Below are 17,132 nucleotides of genomic sequence, written 5' to 3' on the forward strand. Positions count from 1 at the left end.
CCCAGCGGCGGCCGATCTTATGGTTCTTCTTCTTCTGATATTCGGGCTCAATCAAATTCTGCGAGCCCATGAATACAATGTCGCCATCAATCACTACGAGCTTGCGGTGATTACGCAGATCCAGGCGGCGCCAGGTGAGCTTCAGTAAGCTCACGGGCAGCATTGGGTGCCAGGAAATTTTGGACTGGTTCAGGCGTTTTTTCAGCTTGTAGTAGCCGGGGTATTTCCACGAACCAATTGGATCGACCAGTACCTTGACCTCTAGTCCCCTGTCGTGCGCGCGTTCGAGAGCCTGTATGAAAGGCTCGGTGCTGGAATCCAGTGCAAAGATGTAGGACTGCACGTGGATAGATTTCTGAGCCGCATCGATGGTCTCAATCATGCGGTCAATGGAGGTATCGAATTCGGTGAAAAGTCCCTTTTCCGCGCTGGCAATTGCCGGCATTCCCGTGAGCTGACGCGAGAGCTTGAATACGTTGACAACGTCATCTTCTATCTTGGCATCGTCCGGTACGTCGGGCAGATGCTCGGTACGTTCCGCAATGAGCTCCTGTGCCAGTGCCTGTACCTCGTGCCGGCGGCCCGTGATCTGCTGCGAGCCCAGGAAGAGGAACAGAGGTAGGCCGATAAATGGAATCAGCAGAATCAGTAGCAGCCACGCTGTCGAAGCCGATGGGCTTCGGTTTTCCGGCACCCATCCAATCGCGATGAACTTAATCGTGTAGTCGAGCGCGAAGAATAGTACTTGCCACCACGTTAAGTCCTCCACCAGCCATGGGAAGGCGCTCATCAACCAATCCATGCAGATGATATTACTGAAGGAATTTTCAGTATCTTTGGTCGCTATCCCTTAGAAGCGCTCTCCCCTCTTTTGCGACAGCTTATTGTGACATCTGAAATTGAATACTGATATCAATACGTAGTAATGTTCACCTTATTGAACATACTAAGTGTTTGGCATGTCGACTTCGAAAGGACTTACCCCTCCAAATGACTGAGAAGGCTCCTACGAGCACCGAGCTCGACGTTGCCACTAACGTACTGAAGTTGATGGCGGACAAGACGCGTCTCTCCATCCTGTCACTCCTTCGTGACGGGGAGATGACCGTCACCGCCATCGCTAGTGCGCTCGATCGCCCCATCCCCGCGATTTCTCAGCACCTGGCGAAGTTGCGCATGGCCAATATGGTGCAGGCCCGCAAGGAGGGCACGTCTAGCTTCTATTCTCAGCCCGACGAGCACCTCACCAACCTGGTGGTCAACGCTCTCCACTTCGCCGAACACACTCTCTACAGCGATCCGCCCCATCACCGCGGTCAGTAGGCGCACACGGATACGCTCGCTTTACGACGAAAACCCCGCGACCCAACCGGACAGACTCCGATAGGTGATCGCAGGGTTGCTTGTCTTTGGCGCTGCTAGTTTCCCACCCGTGCGGCTAGGAATTGGTCTCGCTGGTGGGAGCTACGTTGTTCAGTACCTAATCGTCGAGCCCGGCGTTCGGTGCCCTTCCTTTGTCGAATGCCTCCATAATGCGCTGGGCAGCGAGCGTCGGTGTGAGCTGCCCCGAGCGGAGTTGTTTTTCCACCAGGGAGCTCTCTATCTGCACAGCCTCGTTGGTGTTGAGTCGCTGCAAGAGCGTTTCGTGCACCATGGACCACATCCACTTAATCTGCTGGTTAGCGCGGTTTTCATCGAAGAGATGATTCTCGTGCATAGCCTCGACATGGTCTTCGATGGCTTGCCAGAACTTGTCGATGCCGTCGTCTTCCAATGCCGACATAGTCAGCACCGGTGGAGTCCAGACTTGATCTGAGGAACGGACCATCTTCATGGCCGTCATCAGATCACGCGCAGCGCGCTTTGCCGGGCGCAGGTTCTTACCATCCGCCTTGTTGATGGAAATCACGTCGGCCATTTCCAGCACACCCTTCTTGATGCCCTGGAGTTGGTCACCAGCGCCGGCGAGTGCCAGAAACGCAAACGTATCCACCATCTGTGCCACCGCGACCTCGGACTGGCCGACGCCGACAGTCTCGACGATGACAATGTCGTAGCCTGCGGCCTCGAGCACCACCATGGCCTCACGCGTTGCCTTGGCGACACCACCGAGCGTGCCCGCAGAAGGCGACGGACGGATGAAGGCCTCATCCGCGGCCGAGAGCCGGGACATACGGGTCTTATCGCCCAGAATCGAACCACCGGACTTCGTCGACGACGGGTCGATGGCCAGCACTGCAACGCGGTGGCCCTCCTCAATCAGCTTCAACCCGAGGGTTTCAATCGTGGTTGATTTACCGACGCCGGGGACACCGGTAAGGCCGACACGCATAGCCTTTCCGGAAAATGGCAGCAACTTCACCAGTAGTTCCTGAGCCAGCACCTTATGCGCCGGAGCAGTCGACTCCAACAGCGTGATCGCCCGAGCTAACTTAGTGCGGTTTCCAGCCCGCACGCCCTCAAAGAGGTCATCAACATCGATCCGTCGTCGCGCACGACGGACAACTTCGGGGGCCACAGCTGTCTTGCCCTCAACGACCGTGCCAGCGGTAGTGACGAGGGTGCCCAGGTTTTCTTCAAGAAACTCGTTCATCGCTACTTCTCAATTCCGACAACGCGCTGAGCTGAACGCTCAGCTCAGCGCGTATGCGGTAGTTAATTAGGACTCTTCGTCAACGGCAATGTCGAGGCCCAGCTCGGCAGAGAGCTTGGTCATCATGTCGATTGCCGAATCAGCGATGACGGTGCCCGGCGGGTAAATAGCCGTGGCGCCGGCATCGTAGAGTTCCTGGAAGTCGCCCGGTGGGATAACACCACCGACGACAATCATGATGTCCTCGCGACCCAGCTTTGCCAGCTCATCGCGAAGAGCAGGCACGAGCGTCAGGTGTCCGGCGGCTAGCGAAGAAACACCGACGACGTGGACATCCGAGTCGACTGCCGATTTGGCGGCCTCCTCCGGAGTCTGGAACAGCGGTCCCACGTCAACGTCCATGCCGAGGTCCGCGTAGGCGGACGCGATGACCTTCTGGCCGCGGTCGTGACCATCCTGGCCCATCTTGGCCAGGAAGATACGCGGACGGCGACCTTCCTGCTCTTCGAACTTATCGGCCATGGCGATGGCCTTGGAGACGTTAGACACGGCACCCTCCTTGCCAACTTCGTCCTTGTAGACGCCGGAGAGGGTACGAATCTCGGCCTGGTGGCGGCCAAAGACCTCTTCCATTGCGTCGGAGATTTCACCGATGGAGGCCATGGCGCGAGCACAGTCGACAGCGAGCTTCAACAGGTTCTTGTCCAGGTCCCCCGGTTCACCCGGGTTACGGCAAGCGTCGGTCAGAGCGGCCAGTGCCTTCTGAACCTCTTCCTCGTCGCGCTCGGCACGAAGGCGAGCCAGCTTGTCAATCTGCTCCTGGCGTACGCGGGAATTCTCAACCTTGAGAACCTCGATGGCCTCGTCCTCTTCGACCTGGTACTTATTCACGCCAATGAGAGCCTGGCGCCCCGAGTCAATACGAGCCTGCGTACGAGCTGCCGCCTCCTCAATGCGGAGCTTCGGAATCCCCTCGATAGTGGCCTGCGCCATACCGCCAGCCTCTTCGACCTCGTCGATGTGCTGGCGTGCACGCTTGACCAGCTCATTGGTCAACCACTCGATGTAGTAGGAACCAGCCCACGGATCAACCGGACGCGTGGTGTTGGATTCCTGCTGGAGCAGCAGCTGAGTGTTACGAGCAATACGGGCCGAGAAGTCAGTCGGCAGTGCCAAGGCCTCGTCCAGGGCGTTGGTGTGCAGCGACTGGGTGTGGCCCTGCGTTGCGGCCATAGCCTCAACAGCAGTACGAGCGACGTTGTTGTAGACGTCCTGGGCGGTCAGCGACCAACCGGAGGTCTGCGAGTGAGTACGCAGGGACTGCGACTTCGGGTTCTTCGGGCCAAACTTGCCAACCAACTCAGACCAGAGGATACGGCCTGCACGCAGCTTGGCAATCTCGGTGAAGGTGTTCATCGAGATGCCCCAGAAGAAGGACAGACGCGGAGCGAACTTATCAACTTCCAGGCCAGCGTCAATACCGGCCCGCAGGTACTCGATGCCGTCGGCAAGCGTGTAAGCGAGCTCGAGGTCGGCCGTCGCGCCGGCTTCCTGAATGTGGTAGCCGGAAATCGAAATCGAGTTGAACTTCGGCATCTTTGCCGAGGTGTACTCGAAGATCGAAGAGATGATTCGCATCGAGGGCTTCGGCGGGTAAATGTAGGTGTTACGAACCATGAACTCCTTGAGAATGTCGTTCTGGATCGTACCGCGCAGTTGCTCAGTCGAAACGCCCTGCTCTTCAGCAGTGACAATGTAGAAGGCCAGAATCGGCAGCACAGCGCCGTTCATGGTCATAGACACCGAGACACCGCCCAGGTCAATGCCCTTGAAGAGCTCACGCATGTCGTAAATCGAGTCAATTGCCACACCGGCCATACCGACGTCGCCGGACACACGCGGGTTGTCCGAGTCGTAACCGCGGTGGGTCGCCAGGTCGAAAGCGACCGAAAGACCCTTCTGTCCGGCCGCGAGGTTGCGGCGGTAGAAGGCGTTGGATTCAGCTGCGGTGGAGAAACCAGCGTACTGGCGAATAGTCCACGGCTGGTTGGTGTACATGGTCGGGTACGGCCCGCGCATGAATGGGGCGATACCCGGGAAAGAATCTACCGGGTGGCCCTCGGCAGCTGCGGCGTCGCGGTCAGCGCGATCGTAGACACGCTTGACGTCGATGCCTTCTGGAATGGTCCACACTTCACCAGCTTCCGCGGCAGCTGCCTTGTTGGTGGCAGCTGCCGCGTCGTCGGTGTTGCGGGAGATGTCAGCGAAATTTGGGATGGTGGTCATTACTTCCTTCACGCTCCCAGTTCGTTCAGCAGTCGGGACAGCTCCGCGACAGCATCGATGGTCATGTTCAGGTATCCGTCGGGGCGAGCGTCTTCAGCGGCATTAGCGAAGCTCTTCTCGGAGCCGGCCACCAGGACCTCCTTAGCGCCTGCGGCGCGGGCGGCCTTGACAGCGTCCTGGCCCGAGGCCTCGTACTCGCTGTCGGCTGCGCACAGCACGACAATCGGAGAGGCCTTCACTGCCTCTTCGAAACCGGCCTCGCCCGGCACAACCTGGCCGGGGTTAGCGACGGCGATACCGCCGGAAGCCAGCAGGTTGGAGGTAAAACCAGTGCGGATGTTGTGCTTGGCCAGCGGACCCAGCGGCAGCATGGCAATCAGCGGACGGTTGCCCTTTTCAGCCAGGAAGTCATCGGAGCGGTTGCGCAGCGCCTCGAAGTCGCGTGCCCAACGGCGAATCGGATCGCCCTCTGGGCGAGCCTCGGGAGCCAGTGGGGCTTCAGCCAGGTTCGGGAACTCGTTGATAGCGGTGACCTTGGTGCGGCGATGCGCGATATCGGCGCGGCGCTTTTCCCAGGTAGCGTCCAGGGCGGTGCGAATATCGGCCTCTGCGGAGGTGAAACCGCCGGCGGCCTCAGTGCCGGTGAAGATCTCCCACGCCTTGTCGGCCATTTCCTCGGTCAGGTCCTCCACGAAGTAGGAGCCACCTGCTGGGTCGGCGACGTAACCAAGGTGAGACTCTTCCAGCAGCAACAGGTTGGTGTTGCGAGCGATGCGAGCCTTGAAAGTCTTGGAGACGTTCGGCATGCCGCCGACAACTGCGTAATCAAACGGCAGAACCTCAACTGAGGAAGCACCGCCGACACCTGCGGCGAAGGAGGCGACAGTTACACGCAGCATGTTGACCCACGGATCGCGCTGGCTGAACATGACCGGGGCTGTCACGGCGTGCATCGGAGCGCGGCCAGACTCAGGGGCACCGATGACCTCAGCAACGCGGGCCCACAGAACGCGAGCGGCGCGGAACTTCGCAATGGTGTCGAACTGGTCGTCGGTAGCGGCAAAGCGGAAAGAAATCTGGCCGAGCGCTTCTTCAGCGCTCAAGCCCGCTTTAGTCAGCGCACGCAGGTAGGCGACACCAACGGCGAGGCTGTAGCCGATCTCCTGGATGTTGTTTGCACCCAAGTTGGAGAAAACAACGCCGTCGACAAGCAGGGCGCGGACGTCGCCCGGCTGCTTAGCTGCCTTGACGGCCAGCTGAATGGTCTCGTCGAGAGAAACATCATCAATACCGGCAAAAGCAGAGGTCAGCGGAGCTGCAGAAAGCTCTACTGCGATGTTGTCCGGATTAGTCGGGTTTGCCTGCTCGATGTAGGACGTCAGTGCTTCCGCAACCTGTGCAGTGTTCTTACCAGCATGTACGGCAATCGGAGCAAGGTCGAGGTAGACGTTGTTAAGCAGAGCTGGCACGTCAGCGGCTTCGAGGGAGCCGGTGAAGTCCAGGCGGATGTCCGTGGTGCCGTTTTCCAGGGCAGTCAGCAGAGCCTCGTTGACGGCCTTTGGGTCAAGGGCTTCCTCACCCGGGTACTGGCGACCGAAAGTCTCTCGAACGCCCCAACCGTTGGTGTTGTCCGAAGTGACCTTTGCGCCACGGACGAATGGGAACTGACCCGGAGCTGGGCTTTCCGCATGCTCATCCGCGCGGGTGTAGAGCGGACGGACATCGACACCGTCGTAGGTGGTCTGAATCAGTCGTTTCCAAATATCGAGCGGTACATCTGCAACGTCTTGCTTGTGCACCCGCGCGAATACCTTGGCCACGCCCTGATACCAGGAATTCTGCAATTCCTCGAAGTTTGCTGGCAGCGTGGAAGGTGATTCGGGGGTCGTTCGGTCAGTCACGACAGACCTTCTCCCTTACATGTTCTAAGCAACGCCCCCATCAATCCATGGCCGAGGATATTCGGCTGCGACAATTTCCGAATTCTCCGCGACGGAAAGGGATCTAAAGGCGTTGGCTTCCTCCAATAGTCAATAAGAGCCACTAGTCAGACGCTAAGACTCACCCGAGTGTCCGTGCACTGAACTTTTCAGCTACTTGTGCAATACCCTTACGTTCAGTTTTGCGCTGACGGGCACGTCAAGTGCTCGAGCCAAGGCATAGTGACCTTGACTCCCATCCTAGTGAAATAAAGGGCAAACGCCTTTAGCCGCTGACTCGCCCTCCTTGCAGAGCGTCCAACTCGCAGGTCACACGCTTCTCCGCAATCCCCGGTAACCTCAAATGGGTGAACGTATCCGATGTGCGAATTACCCCTACACTCAAAAAGGTTCTGCTGGTGCTAGCCGTAGGTGTGGGGGTCGTCGTCACGCTGTACGTCGATGTTCCCACCGTCGCTACCATCCGGCAGTGGTCCATCGATGCCGGTGACTGGTTCCCTCTCCTCTACTTTCTCGCATACGTTGCACTGACTCAGTTTCCAATCCCCCGCACCGTATTCACTTTGGCTTCCGGAATCCTCTTCGGACCAGTGCTCGGTTTCCTGCTCGCAATTACTGCGACCACGGTGTCTGCCCTTCTCTCCCTCTGTATTGTGCGGTTTTTGGGACGCGACTGGTTTCGCACGCACCTGACTAACCGCCGTCTCCTCAGTCTCGACCACCGGTTGGAACAACGCGGCTGGCTCACAGTGCTCAGCTTGCGCATGATTGCTGGCGTGCCATTTTCGCTTCTCAACTACGCCTGTGGGCTGTCGTCGATACGCATCGTGCCGTATATCATCGCTACTGCCCTAGGTTCGGCGCCGAACACACTCGCCGTCGTTTTGCTTGGCGACGCGCTGTTGGTCGGCTTCGACGTGCGCTTTGCGGTGGCCACGGGAATTCTGCTCGTGCTTGGCTTGCTGGGGCTTCTTGCGGACGCCAAGTTCCCTGTCGTAACCGGTTCTTCGAAACATTAAAACACCGCTTGGCGCTGTAGAACTAGACGTGAGTTTTTCGGCGGACTGGTGTTGGTTGCCCGTGAGTTTGCGGAGGCAATGAACGTGTCTTAGCCCAAGTGTCAAGGGGTGGGGCTAGACTAGAACGTATGTACTCAGTCTTTGCCAGGTATCGCGGTCGATCTACTCGCAGGGCAGATCACGTTCAGGCCTCTGCGCAGGCACTTTCCGGCCTGGAAAGCGTAGGAACTGTTGAGGTTGCAGGTATCGAAGAGCTTCGCGCAGCTCCTGAAAATGCTGTGGGAGTCACCACGCTTGTGCTGGCGCTATTGGCCGCAGGTGACTGGGCAATAGGTATCGGTGTTTGTCCTCAGGACAACATTGAGCAAGCGCATCTGGCATCGAGCTCAGTCATCGGTAAGGGAGGCAGAGCCGGCACGGTAAAAACCCGCATTCGGACTAACAATCCGCGCGGTAAGGACTACTCCGAGGATATTGGTGCAGCATTCACATTGCTGCACCACGTTATCTCTCGCAGGTCCCCCGAAGGGCGCGAGGCAACTGGTTTGGTTCGCGCTGGTTATTCACAGGTAGAGGCCGCGGAAGAATTGGGAGTTTCTAAGCAGGCCGTCAATCAGCGCCTCGCAGCAGCTGGTTGGCAGGCGGAGCTGGCCGGGTGGAACCTGGCAGTCCACCTGCTTCAGCGAGCTGACGAGTTATAAAAACTTACTGCCCATTTTCTGGGGTGTAAGGGTCACGTGACCATCCTGAAAAATCTGGATGATCGGTGGAGTGGGCACCGCCGCCTGCATTGGTATTACCGGTACCAGGAGCCGAGGGCAGGTCACGTTTGCCGGAGGGAACTGACGGTGCAGCCGGTGCAGCCGGTGTTGCAGGTTCAACCGCTGCCGGGCGGTTCTGGCCACCCAACTGTTCAGGCTGAGCGGGCTGAGCTGACTCGGCGCGGCGGTTCTTCTTCCTCTCAGGGGTATTACCCGCTGCTGCAGCTACCGGATCATCAACCGGGCGGTTAGCGACCTCGTTCGCCGCGGCAACCGCACGAGCCAACTCCGGGTTGGTCGACATGTCGAACCAGTTCTCATCGCGGCCCTGCTCAGCTTCTTCCTTGGTCTCTCGGCTCACGGCCGGAGGCTCATAGCGGAAGACACCGTCGGCATCCTTCTTGCCGAAAGCCCTGGCGAAGCTCTCGAGGCTGTCACCGAACTGCGACGGAATCATCCAAACAGTATTGCCGTCCTTATTTGCCAGCTCAGGTAGCTTCTCCAGGTACTGCCAGGCAAGAATCTCAGGTGTCAACTGTGAAGCCTTGACAGCGGCGTTGACCTTCTGGATAGCGCGAGCATTACCCTGTGCCTCAAGGTAGGTAGCGGCGCGAGTACCCTCAGCGCGCAGAATGGTTGCCTGACGCTCAGCTTCAGCAGCCAGAATTGCTGCGTGCTTGTTACCCTCGGCGGCCAGAATCTGTGCCTGCTTACGGCCCTCAGCAGTTTTAATATCGGCTTCGCGGGTACCTTCCGCAGTCAGAATCATGGCGCGCTTCTCGCGATCGGCCTTCATCTGCTTTTCCATCGACTGCTGAATCGACGGTGGCGGCTCAATAGCCTTCAGCTCCACACGAGCGATACGAAGACCCCACTTGGCAGTGGCCTCGTCCAGCTCGCCGCGCAGACGGCGGTTGATGTAGTCACGGGAAGTCAGTGTCTCTTCCAAGGTCAGACCACCCACGACGTCGCGAAGCGTTGCGGTAGTGATCTGTTCGACGCCGAAAATGTAGTCGTCGATACCGTAAATCGCCCGATCCGGTTCGTTGACCTGGAAGGTCACGACGGTATCGATAGCCACAGTCAGGTTGTCTTCGGTGATCACTGCCTGTGGCGGAAAGGTAACCATACGCTCACGGGTATCAACCTTCTCGCGCACTCGGTCAATAATCGGGATGATGAAGTTCAGGCCGCTATTCAGTGTCTGCGTGTATCGTCCCAGTCGCTCTACGATTGCCGCTTCACCCTGTGGGACCAGCACAATCGCTTTGAGAACCAAGGTAACAACCACGAGAATGAAAACGACGAGGATGATAAAGCCTTCCATGGAATTCCCTCGTAGCTAGAAACTGTGTGGTCAGTTATTTGATGGTCAGTAACTAAGAGTGCTCCGAGCGCCCTTTAAGTGAGTTGACTGCTCAGAGCAGCTTGTCCACTACTGCGGTATTGCCCGAAATCTCTACAATCGTGACTCTTTCCTTCGCATCGAAGGTCTGCGCAGTCAGAAGACTCCGCGCGCTCCACAACTCGCCATTGACCTTAATCAGACCCGCTGACGAGGAAACTGGCTCGATGACCTCAGCATGACGGCCCGCTAGCAGTTCCGGACGCGACTCCAGTTCGGCGGACTTGTCCGGTTTTGCCATCTTCTTGCGCAACACAGGGCGAACTGTCAGCACAAGTGCGGCGGACACAACGGCGAAGATAACCACTGACAGCCAAAGCGGCGCTCCAAGCTGGCTCGCACCGGACGCGGCCAGCGCACCACCTCCGAGCATTAACAGTGCTAAATCTCCGACCGCGAGTTCACCGAGAACCAGTAGGAGGCTTGCTCCGAGCCAAAGGAGAGAAATCACGCCCTCACCCTACCTACTTTGCAGAACAAATGTGGGGCGAGTGGAGCCAGTATTTCGGGGTCAGTACTGCATATGTGGCTCAGTGACGAAGTCGACCAGGCGCTCAACTGCACCAATCAAATCCGACTCCAGATCACGGTAGGTGTGTACACCTGCGTAGACGCGTCGCCAGCCCTCCTTGGGGTCGTCTCCCCAGCCCAAGCGACGGCAGATTCCTGTCTTCCAGTCCTCCCCGTAAGGAACTTCCGGCCAAGCCTCAATGCCTACCGACGAGGGCTTGACCGCCTGCCAGACATCGATAAATGGGTGGCCAGTGACCATCACATGCGGGCCGAGCTGCTGAGTCATGCGGCCTTCTTTACTGCCTTCCACCAAGTGGTCTGCCAGGACTCCGACGCGGCGCTTCGGACCCGGACCAAATTCGGCCAAGCGTTCCGGGAGATTGTCCAAGCCCTCCAGATACTCGACGACTACGCCCTCAACACGCAGATCGTGGCCCCATACTTTCTCGACAATTGCCGCGTCATGAATACCCTCGACCCAGATACGGCTGGGTAGAGCAACCTTAGCCTTGACGTTGTGGACCTTGCGCGAGCCCGATGCCGATAGATCCTGCGAGGGCTTCTTTGGTTGTGCCTTCGGCCGTACCAGAGTCACAGGTTTGCCATCGATGAGAAAACCGCGCTCGTGCATGGGAAACAGCCGCGACTTTCCGTGGCGGTCCTCCAGCCGAACGCACCAGCCATCGAAAGTTTTCTCTAACCCGATAATCGCACCGACGAATCCGTCATAGGACGCCTCGACGACAACACCATTTTCTGCTGTTACCTCGCGTGCCGGCTGCGGGATACGACGGCGGTGGCCACGTGCGCCAGCAAACACGTCCTGATTGCGATACGGGTCTTGAAAGCTCATGGGTACTGAGATTAACAGCATGGGTTACGGAACCGGCGACACACTGCACTAGGATGAGCTGCACTATGCAGCGCAGTGTTCTCGACCAGGTCTGGAGTCCAACTCAGCACATCGCCCTTTGGCTGGGCGCATGGTTGTCGGGTTTGGAAAACTACGATCATCTCCTCGATGCTCTTGACTCGCTTGGCGGGCCCACGTCAGTTCCGGGGACATTCGTGCTTGCCGACGCCATGGTTCCGAATGTCATCGATTGCGACGCTGATCTCGATCGAAGCGACATGCTCCGCCTTCTTCGAGCAGTTACTGACGCGGGAGATTGGCACAGTGACCATCGTCCCCTCGTCCGCCTTATTCTCTCCGGACCCGGTGACGCACCTGCACTGCCTGCGGGAACCGACGCCGCTGAGGCCGCACGCGCAGCAGGCTCAGCCATTGTGATTGCGGATGCGGAGCCGGGTTGGAACCATGCGCTCGTACCAGTGACATCGCCGGTGCCCGGTCTGCTGCAGTGGCACTGGTACACGCTCGAAGGACACATCCCGGAGCCGGCTTATCTCTCCCCTGGCGAGGCGGATTTGCAGCTGGCGGATGCGGCGCGAGTTGCGGCTGCCACTATTGCGGCGATGCCGCGTTCACCGCTGACGTCGTCAAGCAGTGGTACCCCGAAGGTGGATCCCCGGCTGATGGTCGGCATGCTTGATGATCACCTGGACATGGCTTTTGTTCCGGATGATGTGCCGCGCCGTGCACTGGGAGTGCTCGCCAGAGCTGATCGGGTGTCGTCGATTCTGGCGGTGGCACAGGGCAGCGAGTCGGGGCACGGCAGCGCCGCGTTTGATGCGCAGCTCATCCCGCTGCGGCGAAAAATTCGGCAGGCGCGGATGAGCGCGGTGGAATACGCGATTCAGGAGTGGACCCGCTAGAGGTTTGCCTTGCCCTGCGGTCCAATTGAGGCCAAGGGAATCAGTGTGGGCGGCGCTTTGCCGGGGTGCAACAGGATGCGGCGCAGGGGGCGCCGTTGCAGGCCGAGCCGAGTAGCGGTTCACTTCCCAGGCGGCGGGGTTCGGCATCTGCGATGCGCTCTTCGATGAGCTCCACGAGCATGTCAGTGAAAGTAGCCGTCGGGCCAGGTGTTGCGACACGCTCGATGACTATGTCGTGATGAGCCATTTCATCCTGTAGCTCAGCATCCAAATCCCAGGCGACCTCAACATGGTCCGAGATGAAGCCAATCGGGCACACTACTGCGGATCGAAGGCCTTGGATGACCTCCGCTTCAACGTGGTCGACGATGTCAGGCTCCAACCACGGCACGTGCTCCGGGCCCGAGCGGGACTGCCAAACGACGTCAAAGTCGGTGATACCGACTGCATCGGCGACGAGCCGCGCTGCTTCGTTGACCTGGCGAGAGTAAAGATTTCCGCCGAGCTCTACCGGTCCAGATGCCTTGTCCGCAGAGACCGGAATAGAGTGAGCGGTGAAAATAAGCCGGGCCTCGTCACGACGGTCATCCGGTAGCTTGGCAAACGCCTCACGCACGGCATCTGCATAGGCTTCTATAAAGAGCGGATGATCGTAGAAGCTCCGAATTTTCTCCATGTCAAAAGCACGGTCGCCCAGAGATTCGCGCATCCGAGCAATGTCTTCGTGATACTGGCGGCAGCCGGAGTATCCGCCCCAGGCGCTAGTGGCGAAAACGAGCGCTCGTTTAACGCCGTCATCAGCCATCTTTGCCGCGGTGTCTTCAGCCATCGGATGCCAATTGCGATTGCCGAAATAAACAGGCAAGTCATAGCCACGGCGAGTGAGCTCAGCCTTAAGGTTGGAGACAATTTCGCGGTTTAAATCGTTGAGCGGGGACTTGCCGCCGAAGTGCGCATAGTGAGCACCGACCTCGTCCAACCTCTCCGGCGGAATTCCGCGGCCGCGGGTGACATTCTCCAGGAAGGGACGCACATCGGTCATCTTTTCGGGACCTCCGAAAGACAACAGCAAAATAGCGTCAAAATTATCAGAAGACATAGGCAACCATGTTAGTAGCGCAGTCTGAGGACACCATAAGACGACTGCTCAATGCCCATGGTCTCCTGCCTGCTGGGTTCCATCCAATTGCTTTACGACGGCACCCTAACCCGGCCCTATTGCGGAATTCGACGATTGGTCACAAGCAGTGAGCCCACGGTCACTAGCAGCATCGCGAAGGCTGCGATCAGATAGGGCCTCGGATTCTCGGCCCGCTTGAGTTCGTAACCGATATCATCCTCCAGCGAGTCATATGCATCCCGGAGCTGCTCGAGGGAACCGGCGCTGAAGAACTCACCTTTTGTACGACGTGCGATTTCTCGCAGCGAATCGTCGTCGTTAGGCACTGGAATTAACTCGCCCTGAACCGTGATTGCGCCTTGCGCGGTACCGAACGAAATCGTGTTGACAGGCACCCCGGCCTTGGCGGCTTCGGCGGCGGCGGTATACGCGCCGCGGGGATCGTCGAGCTCTTGCGGGACGGTCTGTTTGCCGTCGGAAAGCAGCACAATTGTCGCTGGTGGGGCGCCTTCTCCCCCTCCCTGGACTGAGTCGCTGAACTGGTTGATGGCATCGAGCGCGGCTGCGATGGCATCACCGGTAGCAGTCGCTTGATCTAACTCAGCAGCCTGAAGGGCTCGATTCACGGTGTCATGGTTGGTAGTCGGGCTGACCGCAGTGCGAGCGCGGCCAGAGAACGTCACCAGGCCGATATTGAGGTCGTCGGGAAGGTTCTCCACGAACTCTTGGCCGGCTTCTTTAGCGGCAGTGATGCGGTCGGGCGCAACATCCGTGGCCGACATGGACAGCGAAACGTCGACTACCAGCATGACCGTCGCTCGGTTGCGGGCGACTTTGGTCTCCGAAATCGGGCCGGCCAACGAAATGATGACCAGAACTAGAGACAACAGCGCACTGATAGCCACGACATGGCGTAGGCGTGCCGACGACTTATTCCCCAGTGACCCAACGATGGTGAAGTTGCCAAAGGCAATGGCACGTTGCTTTCGCTGCTTAGTGCTGATCCAATAAGCCACGGCTGCCACGAGAGGCAGAGCGTGTGTTTGCAGCCAACCTGGGTGCGCAAAAGTTGAGTTTAGGAACGTCATCGCGGTATCAGTTTCCTCACATCCAGTCGCCTAAACAGTCGCGTATAAACCAGTGGCTATAGCCGGTTAGTCGGTGGCCTAAAAATAGCACTAATAAGCGGTTACTCAGACGCTAATGTTGGCCAATCTGTCGGGCAAAATCCAGTACCCAATCGGAATCCGTACGCAAGGTAATAACGCGAGCACGGCATTTGCGCAGTTCATTGATTACACGCTCGTGGTGGGCACTAGCCTGAGCTGCGTACTCGGCGCGGGTTTTGTCGTTGATGTTGAGTTCAATGGTTTCACCAGTTGCTGAATCCGCCATGACCACCGGGCCATCGCCGGGTAAGGCTTCATCGGCTGGATCGACCAGGCGGATTGCCATAATCTCTGTCGAGGCCGAGGCAACGCGCAGCGGTCGCGCCCAATCGAGTGATCCAAGGAAGTCCGAGATGACAACCAATAATCCAGCGCGCGGAGCCTGGGTCATTACTGTGTCAATATCCGCGGCGAGATTGTGCTCAGCGGTCGCGTCAGCCAAGTGCTTGAGCAGCATCAAGCTGTGGGCACGGCCCTGGCCCGCGGGCACTGGAGTGCCACCGGCGATTAATCCAGTTCGGGACCCCGGGGCGTCGTTAAGCATCGTTACAGCGCCGGCAGCGGCGGTGAGCAGATGTCGTTTGGTGGTATCGGCCAAGCCCGTGGACAAACGTGCGGCGGGTTCGGCGACGATCCAGCACTCCAGCTCGCGCTCGGCCTCGGAGGTGCGAACGTGCGGCACTCCAGTACGGGCTGTCACTGCCCAGTTCATCTGGCGAACATCATCGCCGATGACATATTCGCGGGAGCCAAGCGGCTCAGAGCCATCACCAGTAGCGGTGGAAAGAAAACTGCCGCGCAAAAGTCCGTTGAGCTTACGCGTAACAGTTAGCTCTAAGTACGCCAGGACGCGTGCAAGATCGTCTTCACGAGCTGACATTAGGAGGCAGTGCCCTCATCGGAGCCAGTGCCCGCGCCCTGGGGAAGGCGCACGTGAGACAACACGATGTCAATAATCCGTTCGGGAGTAACGCCATCGGCCAGGCCCTCATAGGACAGGACCAGGCGGTGACGCAGCACGTCGGGAAGCACGGAGACCACATCGTCCGGCACGACATAGTCGCGACCGGAAAACAGCGCGTGGGCGCGGGCAGCCGCGACAGCACCAAGAGTTGCACGCGGCGATGCGCCATAGGAAAGCCAGCGGTCGACATCCTTCAATTCCGCCCGCATCGGATTACGGGTGAGTTCGATGACGGCCACGATGTAGTCAATCAGTGTGTGGTGGACAAAGACTTCGCGGGTAGCGCGCTGCAGTTCCCGGACACTCTCTGGGGTGAGAATCTGCTGCGCGACTGGAGGGGTGGCTCCCATGCGGTAGACAATCTCCCGCTCTTCCGCCGGAGTGGGGTAACCCACGAGGACCTTGAATAGAAAACGATCCCGCTGAGCCTCCGGCAGTGGGTAGACACCCTGGTTTTCAATTGGGTTTTGCGTGGCCAGGACCAAAAACGGCTCCGGTACTGGCGTGGACTCCCCTGCGATGGACACCTGGTGCTCTGCCATGACTTCCAGCAGTGCCGACTGCACCTTCGCCGGTGCGCGGTTGATTTCATCAGCGAGCACGATATTGGACATGACCGGGCCGGGCTCGACAATGAACTCCGAGGTGTCCTGGCGGAAAATTCGGGTGCCGACAATATCCGATGGCACCAAATCCGGAGTGAACTGGATGCGGGAGTAGGAACCACCCATCACTTTGGCAAAAGTAGACACTGCCAGAGTTTTCGCAACACCCGGAACACCTTCGAGCAGGACATGACCTCCTGCGAGCATCGCGATAAAGAGCTGCTTGATCAGGTGCTCCTGGCCAACCACAACCTTCCCCAGCTCCGCGTATGCGCGCTCGAGGTGCGTGTGGTCAGTGGGCGTTGGGTAGGTCACAGAGAAACCCTTCTTTAGGTCGGTCGCCCGACCTGTAGAACACGTCGTTAGAAACTAGACGAGGCGGACAACGTTCGGTGTCATTCCGTTATAACGGACTGGCGAGATCTTAACCACAGAACCGGACTGTGGTGCCTCAATCATCTTGCCATCGCCCAGGTAGATAGCGACGTGGCCGTGACCATTCGGGCCCCAGAACAGCAGGTCACCACGCTTCATCTGAGATGCCGGGTAGTGCTTTCCGCGCTGGTACTGGTAGCCGGTGTAGTGAGGTAGGTCAATGCCAACAGCGGCGTAGGCGTACAGAGTCAGTCCCGAGCAGTCGAAACCAATTTTGTTGTAGTCGCCGTGGGAGTCAGCTACTCCGCCGTCACGGATACCCTTGGTAGGGCCGTTGGCGTTGCCACCACCCCATGCGTATGGGACACCGAGCTGCCCCATCGCGCGTGCGATGACAGTCTCAACCTTCTGGCTGGAAGAACCCGAGGTGCTCTGACCGGTCTCCGGATTCGTCGGCGCCACAGTCTGTGCTGGGGTGCCGCTTGACGACGAGCTGCCGGTGCTAGACGATTCCGAAGTCTCGGTGGACTCAGAGGAGTCGGTAGATTCGGTCGTCTCAGAGGAACTGGTGGAGCCAGTCGAGCCAGTGGAGCTGTTAGAACCAGT

16 protein-coding genes are annotated in these 17,132 nt (G+C 58.6%); 4 read left to right on the plus strand and 12 right to left on the minus strand.

Features of this window, described 5'->3' with window-relative positions:
- Nucleotides 1–802: phospholipase D-like domain-containing protein (locus tag HMPREF3011_RS04875; RefSeq protein WP_210401641.1), on the minus strand; the 802-nt coding region annotated here is incomplete at its 3' end.
- Nucleotides 803–990: 188 nt separating this feature from the next.
- On the opposite strand from HMPREF3011_RS04875, the gene HMPREF3011_RS04880 reads away from it, so the two are divergent.
- Nucleotides 991–1,323, plus strand: coding sequence for an ArsR/SmtB family transcription factor (locus HMPREF3011_RS04880; RefSeq protein ID WP_038625442.1), 333 nt, complete (start codon nt 991–993; stop codon nt 1,321–1,323).
- 157 nt (nt 1,324–1,480) lie between these two features.
- Here HMPREF3011_RS04880 and meaB read toward each other — a convergent pair whose 3' ends face one another.
- From meaB to HMPREF3011_RS04895, 3 genes are all read right to left on the minus strand, one after another.
- Nucleotides 1,481–2,593, minus strand: coding sequence for a methylmalonyl Co-A mutase-associated GTPase MeaB (gene meaB / locus HMPREF3011_RS04885; RefSeq protein WP_038625439.1), 1,113 nt, complete (start codon nt 2,591–2,593; stop codon nt 1,481–1,483).
- Nucleotides 2,594–2,659: 66 nt separating this feature from the next.
- A complete protein-coding gene (scpA, locus tag HMPREF3011_RS04890; protein WP_070841259.1) occupies nt 2,660–4,879 on the minus strand; it encodes a methylmalonyl-CoA mutase in 2,220 nt (739 codons plus the stop codon).
- A gap of 8 nt (nt 4,880–4,887) precedes the next feature.
- Entirely contained in the window at nt 4,888–6,780 is a 1,893-nt protein-coding gene (locus HMPREF3011_RS04895; RefSeq protein ID WP_070841260.1) for a methylmalonyl-CoA mutase family protein, read from the minus strand.
- Between the two features lie 386 nt (nt 6,781–7,166).
- On the opposite strand from HMPREF3011_RS04895, the gene HMPREF3011_RS04900 reads away from it, so the two are divergent.
- Both HMPREF3011_RS04900 and HMPREF3011_RS04905 read left to right on the plus strand, forming a co-directional pair.
- Entirely contained in the window at nt 7,167–7,838 is a 672-nt protein-coding gene (locus tag HMPREF3011_RS04900) for a TVP38/TMEM64 family protein (protein ID WP_070560297.1), read from the plus strand.
- Between the two features lie 128 nt (nt 7,839–7,966).
- Entirely contained in the window at nt 7,967–8,539 is a 573-nt protein-coding gene (locus HMPREF3011_RS04905) for a DNA-binding protein (protein WP_070560299.1), read from the plus strand.
- Nucleotides 8,540–8,543: 4 nt separating this feature from the next.
- On the opposite strand, the gene HMPREF3011_RS04910 is transcribed toward HMPREF3011_RS04905, so the two are convergent.
- From HMPREF3011_RS04910 to HMPREF3011_RS04920, 3 genes are all read right to left on the minus strand, one after another.
- Nucleotides 8,544–9,926 (minus strand): SPFH domain-containing protein, encoded by a 1,383-nt coding sequence (locus HMPREF3011_RS04910; RefSeq protein ID WP_070560301.1) that lies wholly within the window; start codon nt 9,924–9,926, stop codon nt 8,544–8,546.
- 91 nt (nt 9,927–10,017) lie between these two features.
- Nucleotides 10,018–10,455, minus strand: coding sequence for an NfeD family protein (locus tag HMPREF3011_RS04915; protein WP_038625427.1), 438 nt, complete (start codon nt 10,453–10,455; stop codon nt 10,018–10,020).
- A 60-nt stretch (nt 10,456–10,515) separates the two neighbouring features.
- Nucleotides 10,516–11,370, minus strand: coding sequence for a DUF3097 domain-containing protein (locus HMPREF3011_RS04920; RefSeq protein ID WP_070841261.1), 855 nt, complete (start codon nt 11,368–11,370; stop codon nt 10,516–10,518).
- A gap of 65 nt (nt 11,371–11,435) precedes the next feature.
- On the opposite strand from HMPREF3011_RS04920, the gene HMPREF3011_RS04925 reads away from it, so the two are divergent.
- Complete coding sequence (locus HMPREF3011_RS04925) at nt 11,436–12,293, plus strand: hypothetical protein (RefSeq protein ID WP_070560303.1); 858 nt, start codon at nt 11,436–11,438, stop codon at nt 12,291–12,293.
- Between the two features lie 40 nt (nt 12,294–12,333).
- On the opposite strand, the gene HMPREF3011_RS04930 is transcribed toward HMPREF3011_RS04925, so the two are convergent.
- The 5 genes from HMPREF3011_RS04930 to HMPREF3011_RS11370 form a co-directional block, all read right to left on the minus strand.
- A complete protein-coding gene (locus HMPREF3011_RS04930; protein ID WP_070841262.1) occupies nt 12,334–13,392 on the minus strand; it encodes a ferrochelatase in 1,059 nt (352 codons plus the stop codon).
- 116 nt (nt 13,393–13,508) lie between these two features.
- A complete protein-coding gene (locus HMPREF3011_RS04935; RefSeq protein WP_246821425.1) occupies nt 13,509–14,429 on the minus strand; it encodes a VWA domain-containing protein in 921 nt (306 codons plus the stop codon).
- A gap of 184 nt (nt 14,430–14,613) precedes the next feature.
- Entirely contained in the window at nt 14,614–15,462 is an 849-nt protein-coding gene (locus HMPREF3011_RS04940) for a DUF58 domain-containing protein (RefSeq protein ID WP_070560307.1), read from the minus strand.
- Nucleotides 15,462–16,466 carry an AAA family ATPase gene (locus HMPREF3011_RS04945; RefSeq protein WP_070841264.1) on the minus strand — a complete coding sequence of 335 codons (1,005 nt, stop codon included), beginning with the start codon at nt 16,464–16,466 and terminating at the stop codon, nt 15,462–15,464. The genes HMPREF3011_RS04940 and HMPREF3011_RS04945 overlap by 1 nt, the downstream gene beginning before the upstream one ends.
- A gap of 54 nt (nt 16,467–16,520) precedes the next feature.
- A partial coding sequence (locus HMPREF3011_RS11370; protein WP_246821427.1) for an NlpC/P60 family protein occupies nt 16,521–17,132 on the minus strand: 612 nt, incomplete at its 5' end.

The organism is Corynebacterium sp. HMSC074C04 (assembly GCF_001838295.1).
GTDB classification, from domain to species: Bacteria; Actinomycetota; Actinomycetes; order Mycobacteriales; family Mycobacteriaceae; genus Corynebacterium; species Corynebacterium amycolatum.

Coding starts and splice junctions, on each gene's coding strand:
- HMPREF3011_RS04880 (WP_038625442.1), top strand. CDS start 991: ATGACTGAGAAGGCTCCTACGAGCACCGAGCTCGACGTTGCCACTAAC.
- meaB (WP_038625439.1), bottom strand. CDS start 2,593: ATGAACGAGTTTCTTGAAGAAAACCTGGGCACCCTCGTCACTACCGCT.
- scpA (WP_070841259.1), bottom strand. CDS start 4,879: ATGACCACCATCCCAAATTTCGCTGACATCTCCCGCAACACCGACGAC.
- HMPREF3011_RS04905 (WP_070560299.1), top strand. CDS start 7,967: ATGTACTCAGTCTTTGCCAGGTATCGCGGTCGATCTACTCGCAGGGCA.
- HMPREF3011_RS04910 (WP_070560301.1), bottom strand. CDS start 9,926: ATGGAAGGCTTTATCATCCTCGTCGTTTTCATTCTCGTGGTTGTTACC.
- HMPREF3011_RS04920 (WP_070841261.1), bottom strand. CDS start 11,370: ATGAGCTTTCAAGACCCGTATCGCAATCAGGACGTGTTTGCTGGCGCA.
- HMPREF3011_RS04925 (WP_070560303.1), top strand. CDS start 11,436: ATGCAGCGCAGTGTTCTCGACCAGGTCTGGAGTCCAACTCAGCACATC.
- HMPREF3011_RS04930 (WP_070841262.1), bottom strand. CDS start 13,392: ATGTCTTCTGATAATTTTGACGCTATTTTGCTGTTGTCTTTCGGAGGT.
- HMPREF3011_RS04940 (WP_070560307.1), bottom strand. CDS start 15,462: ATGTCAGCTCGTGAAGACGATCTTGCACGCGTCCTGGCGTACTTAGAG.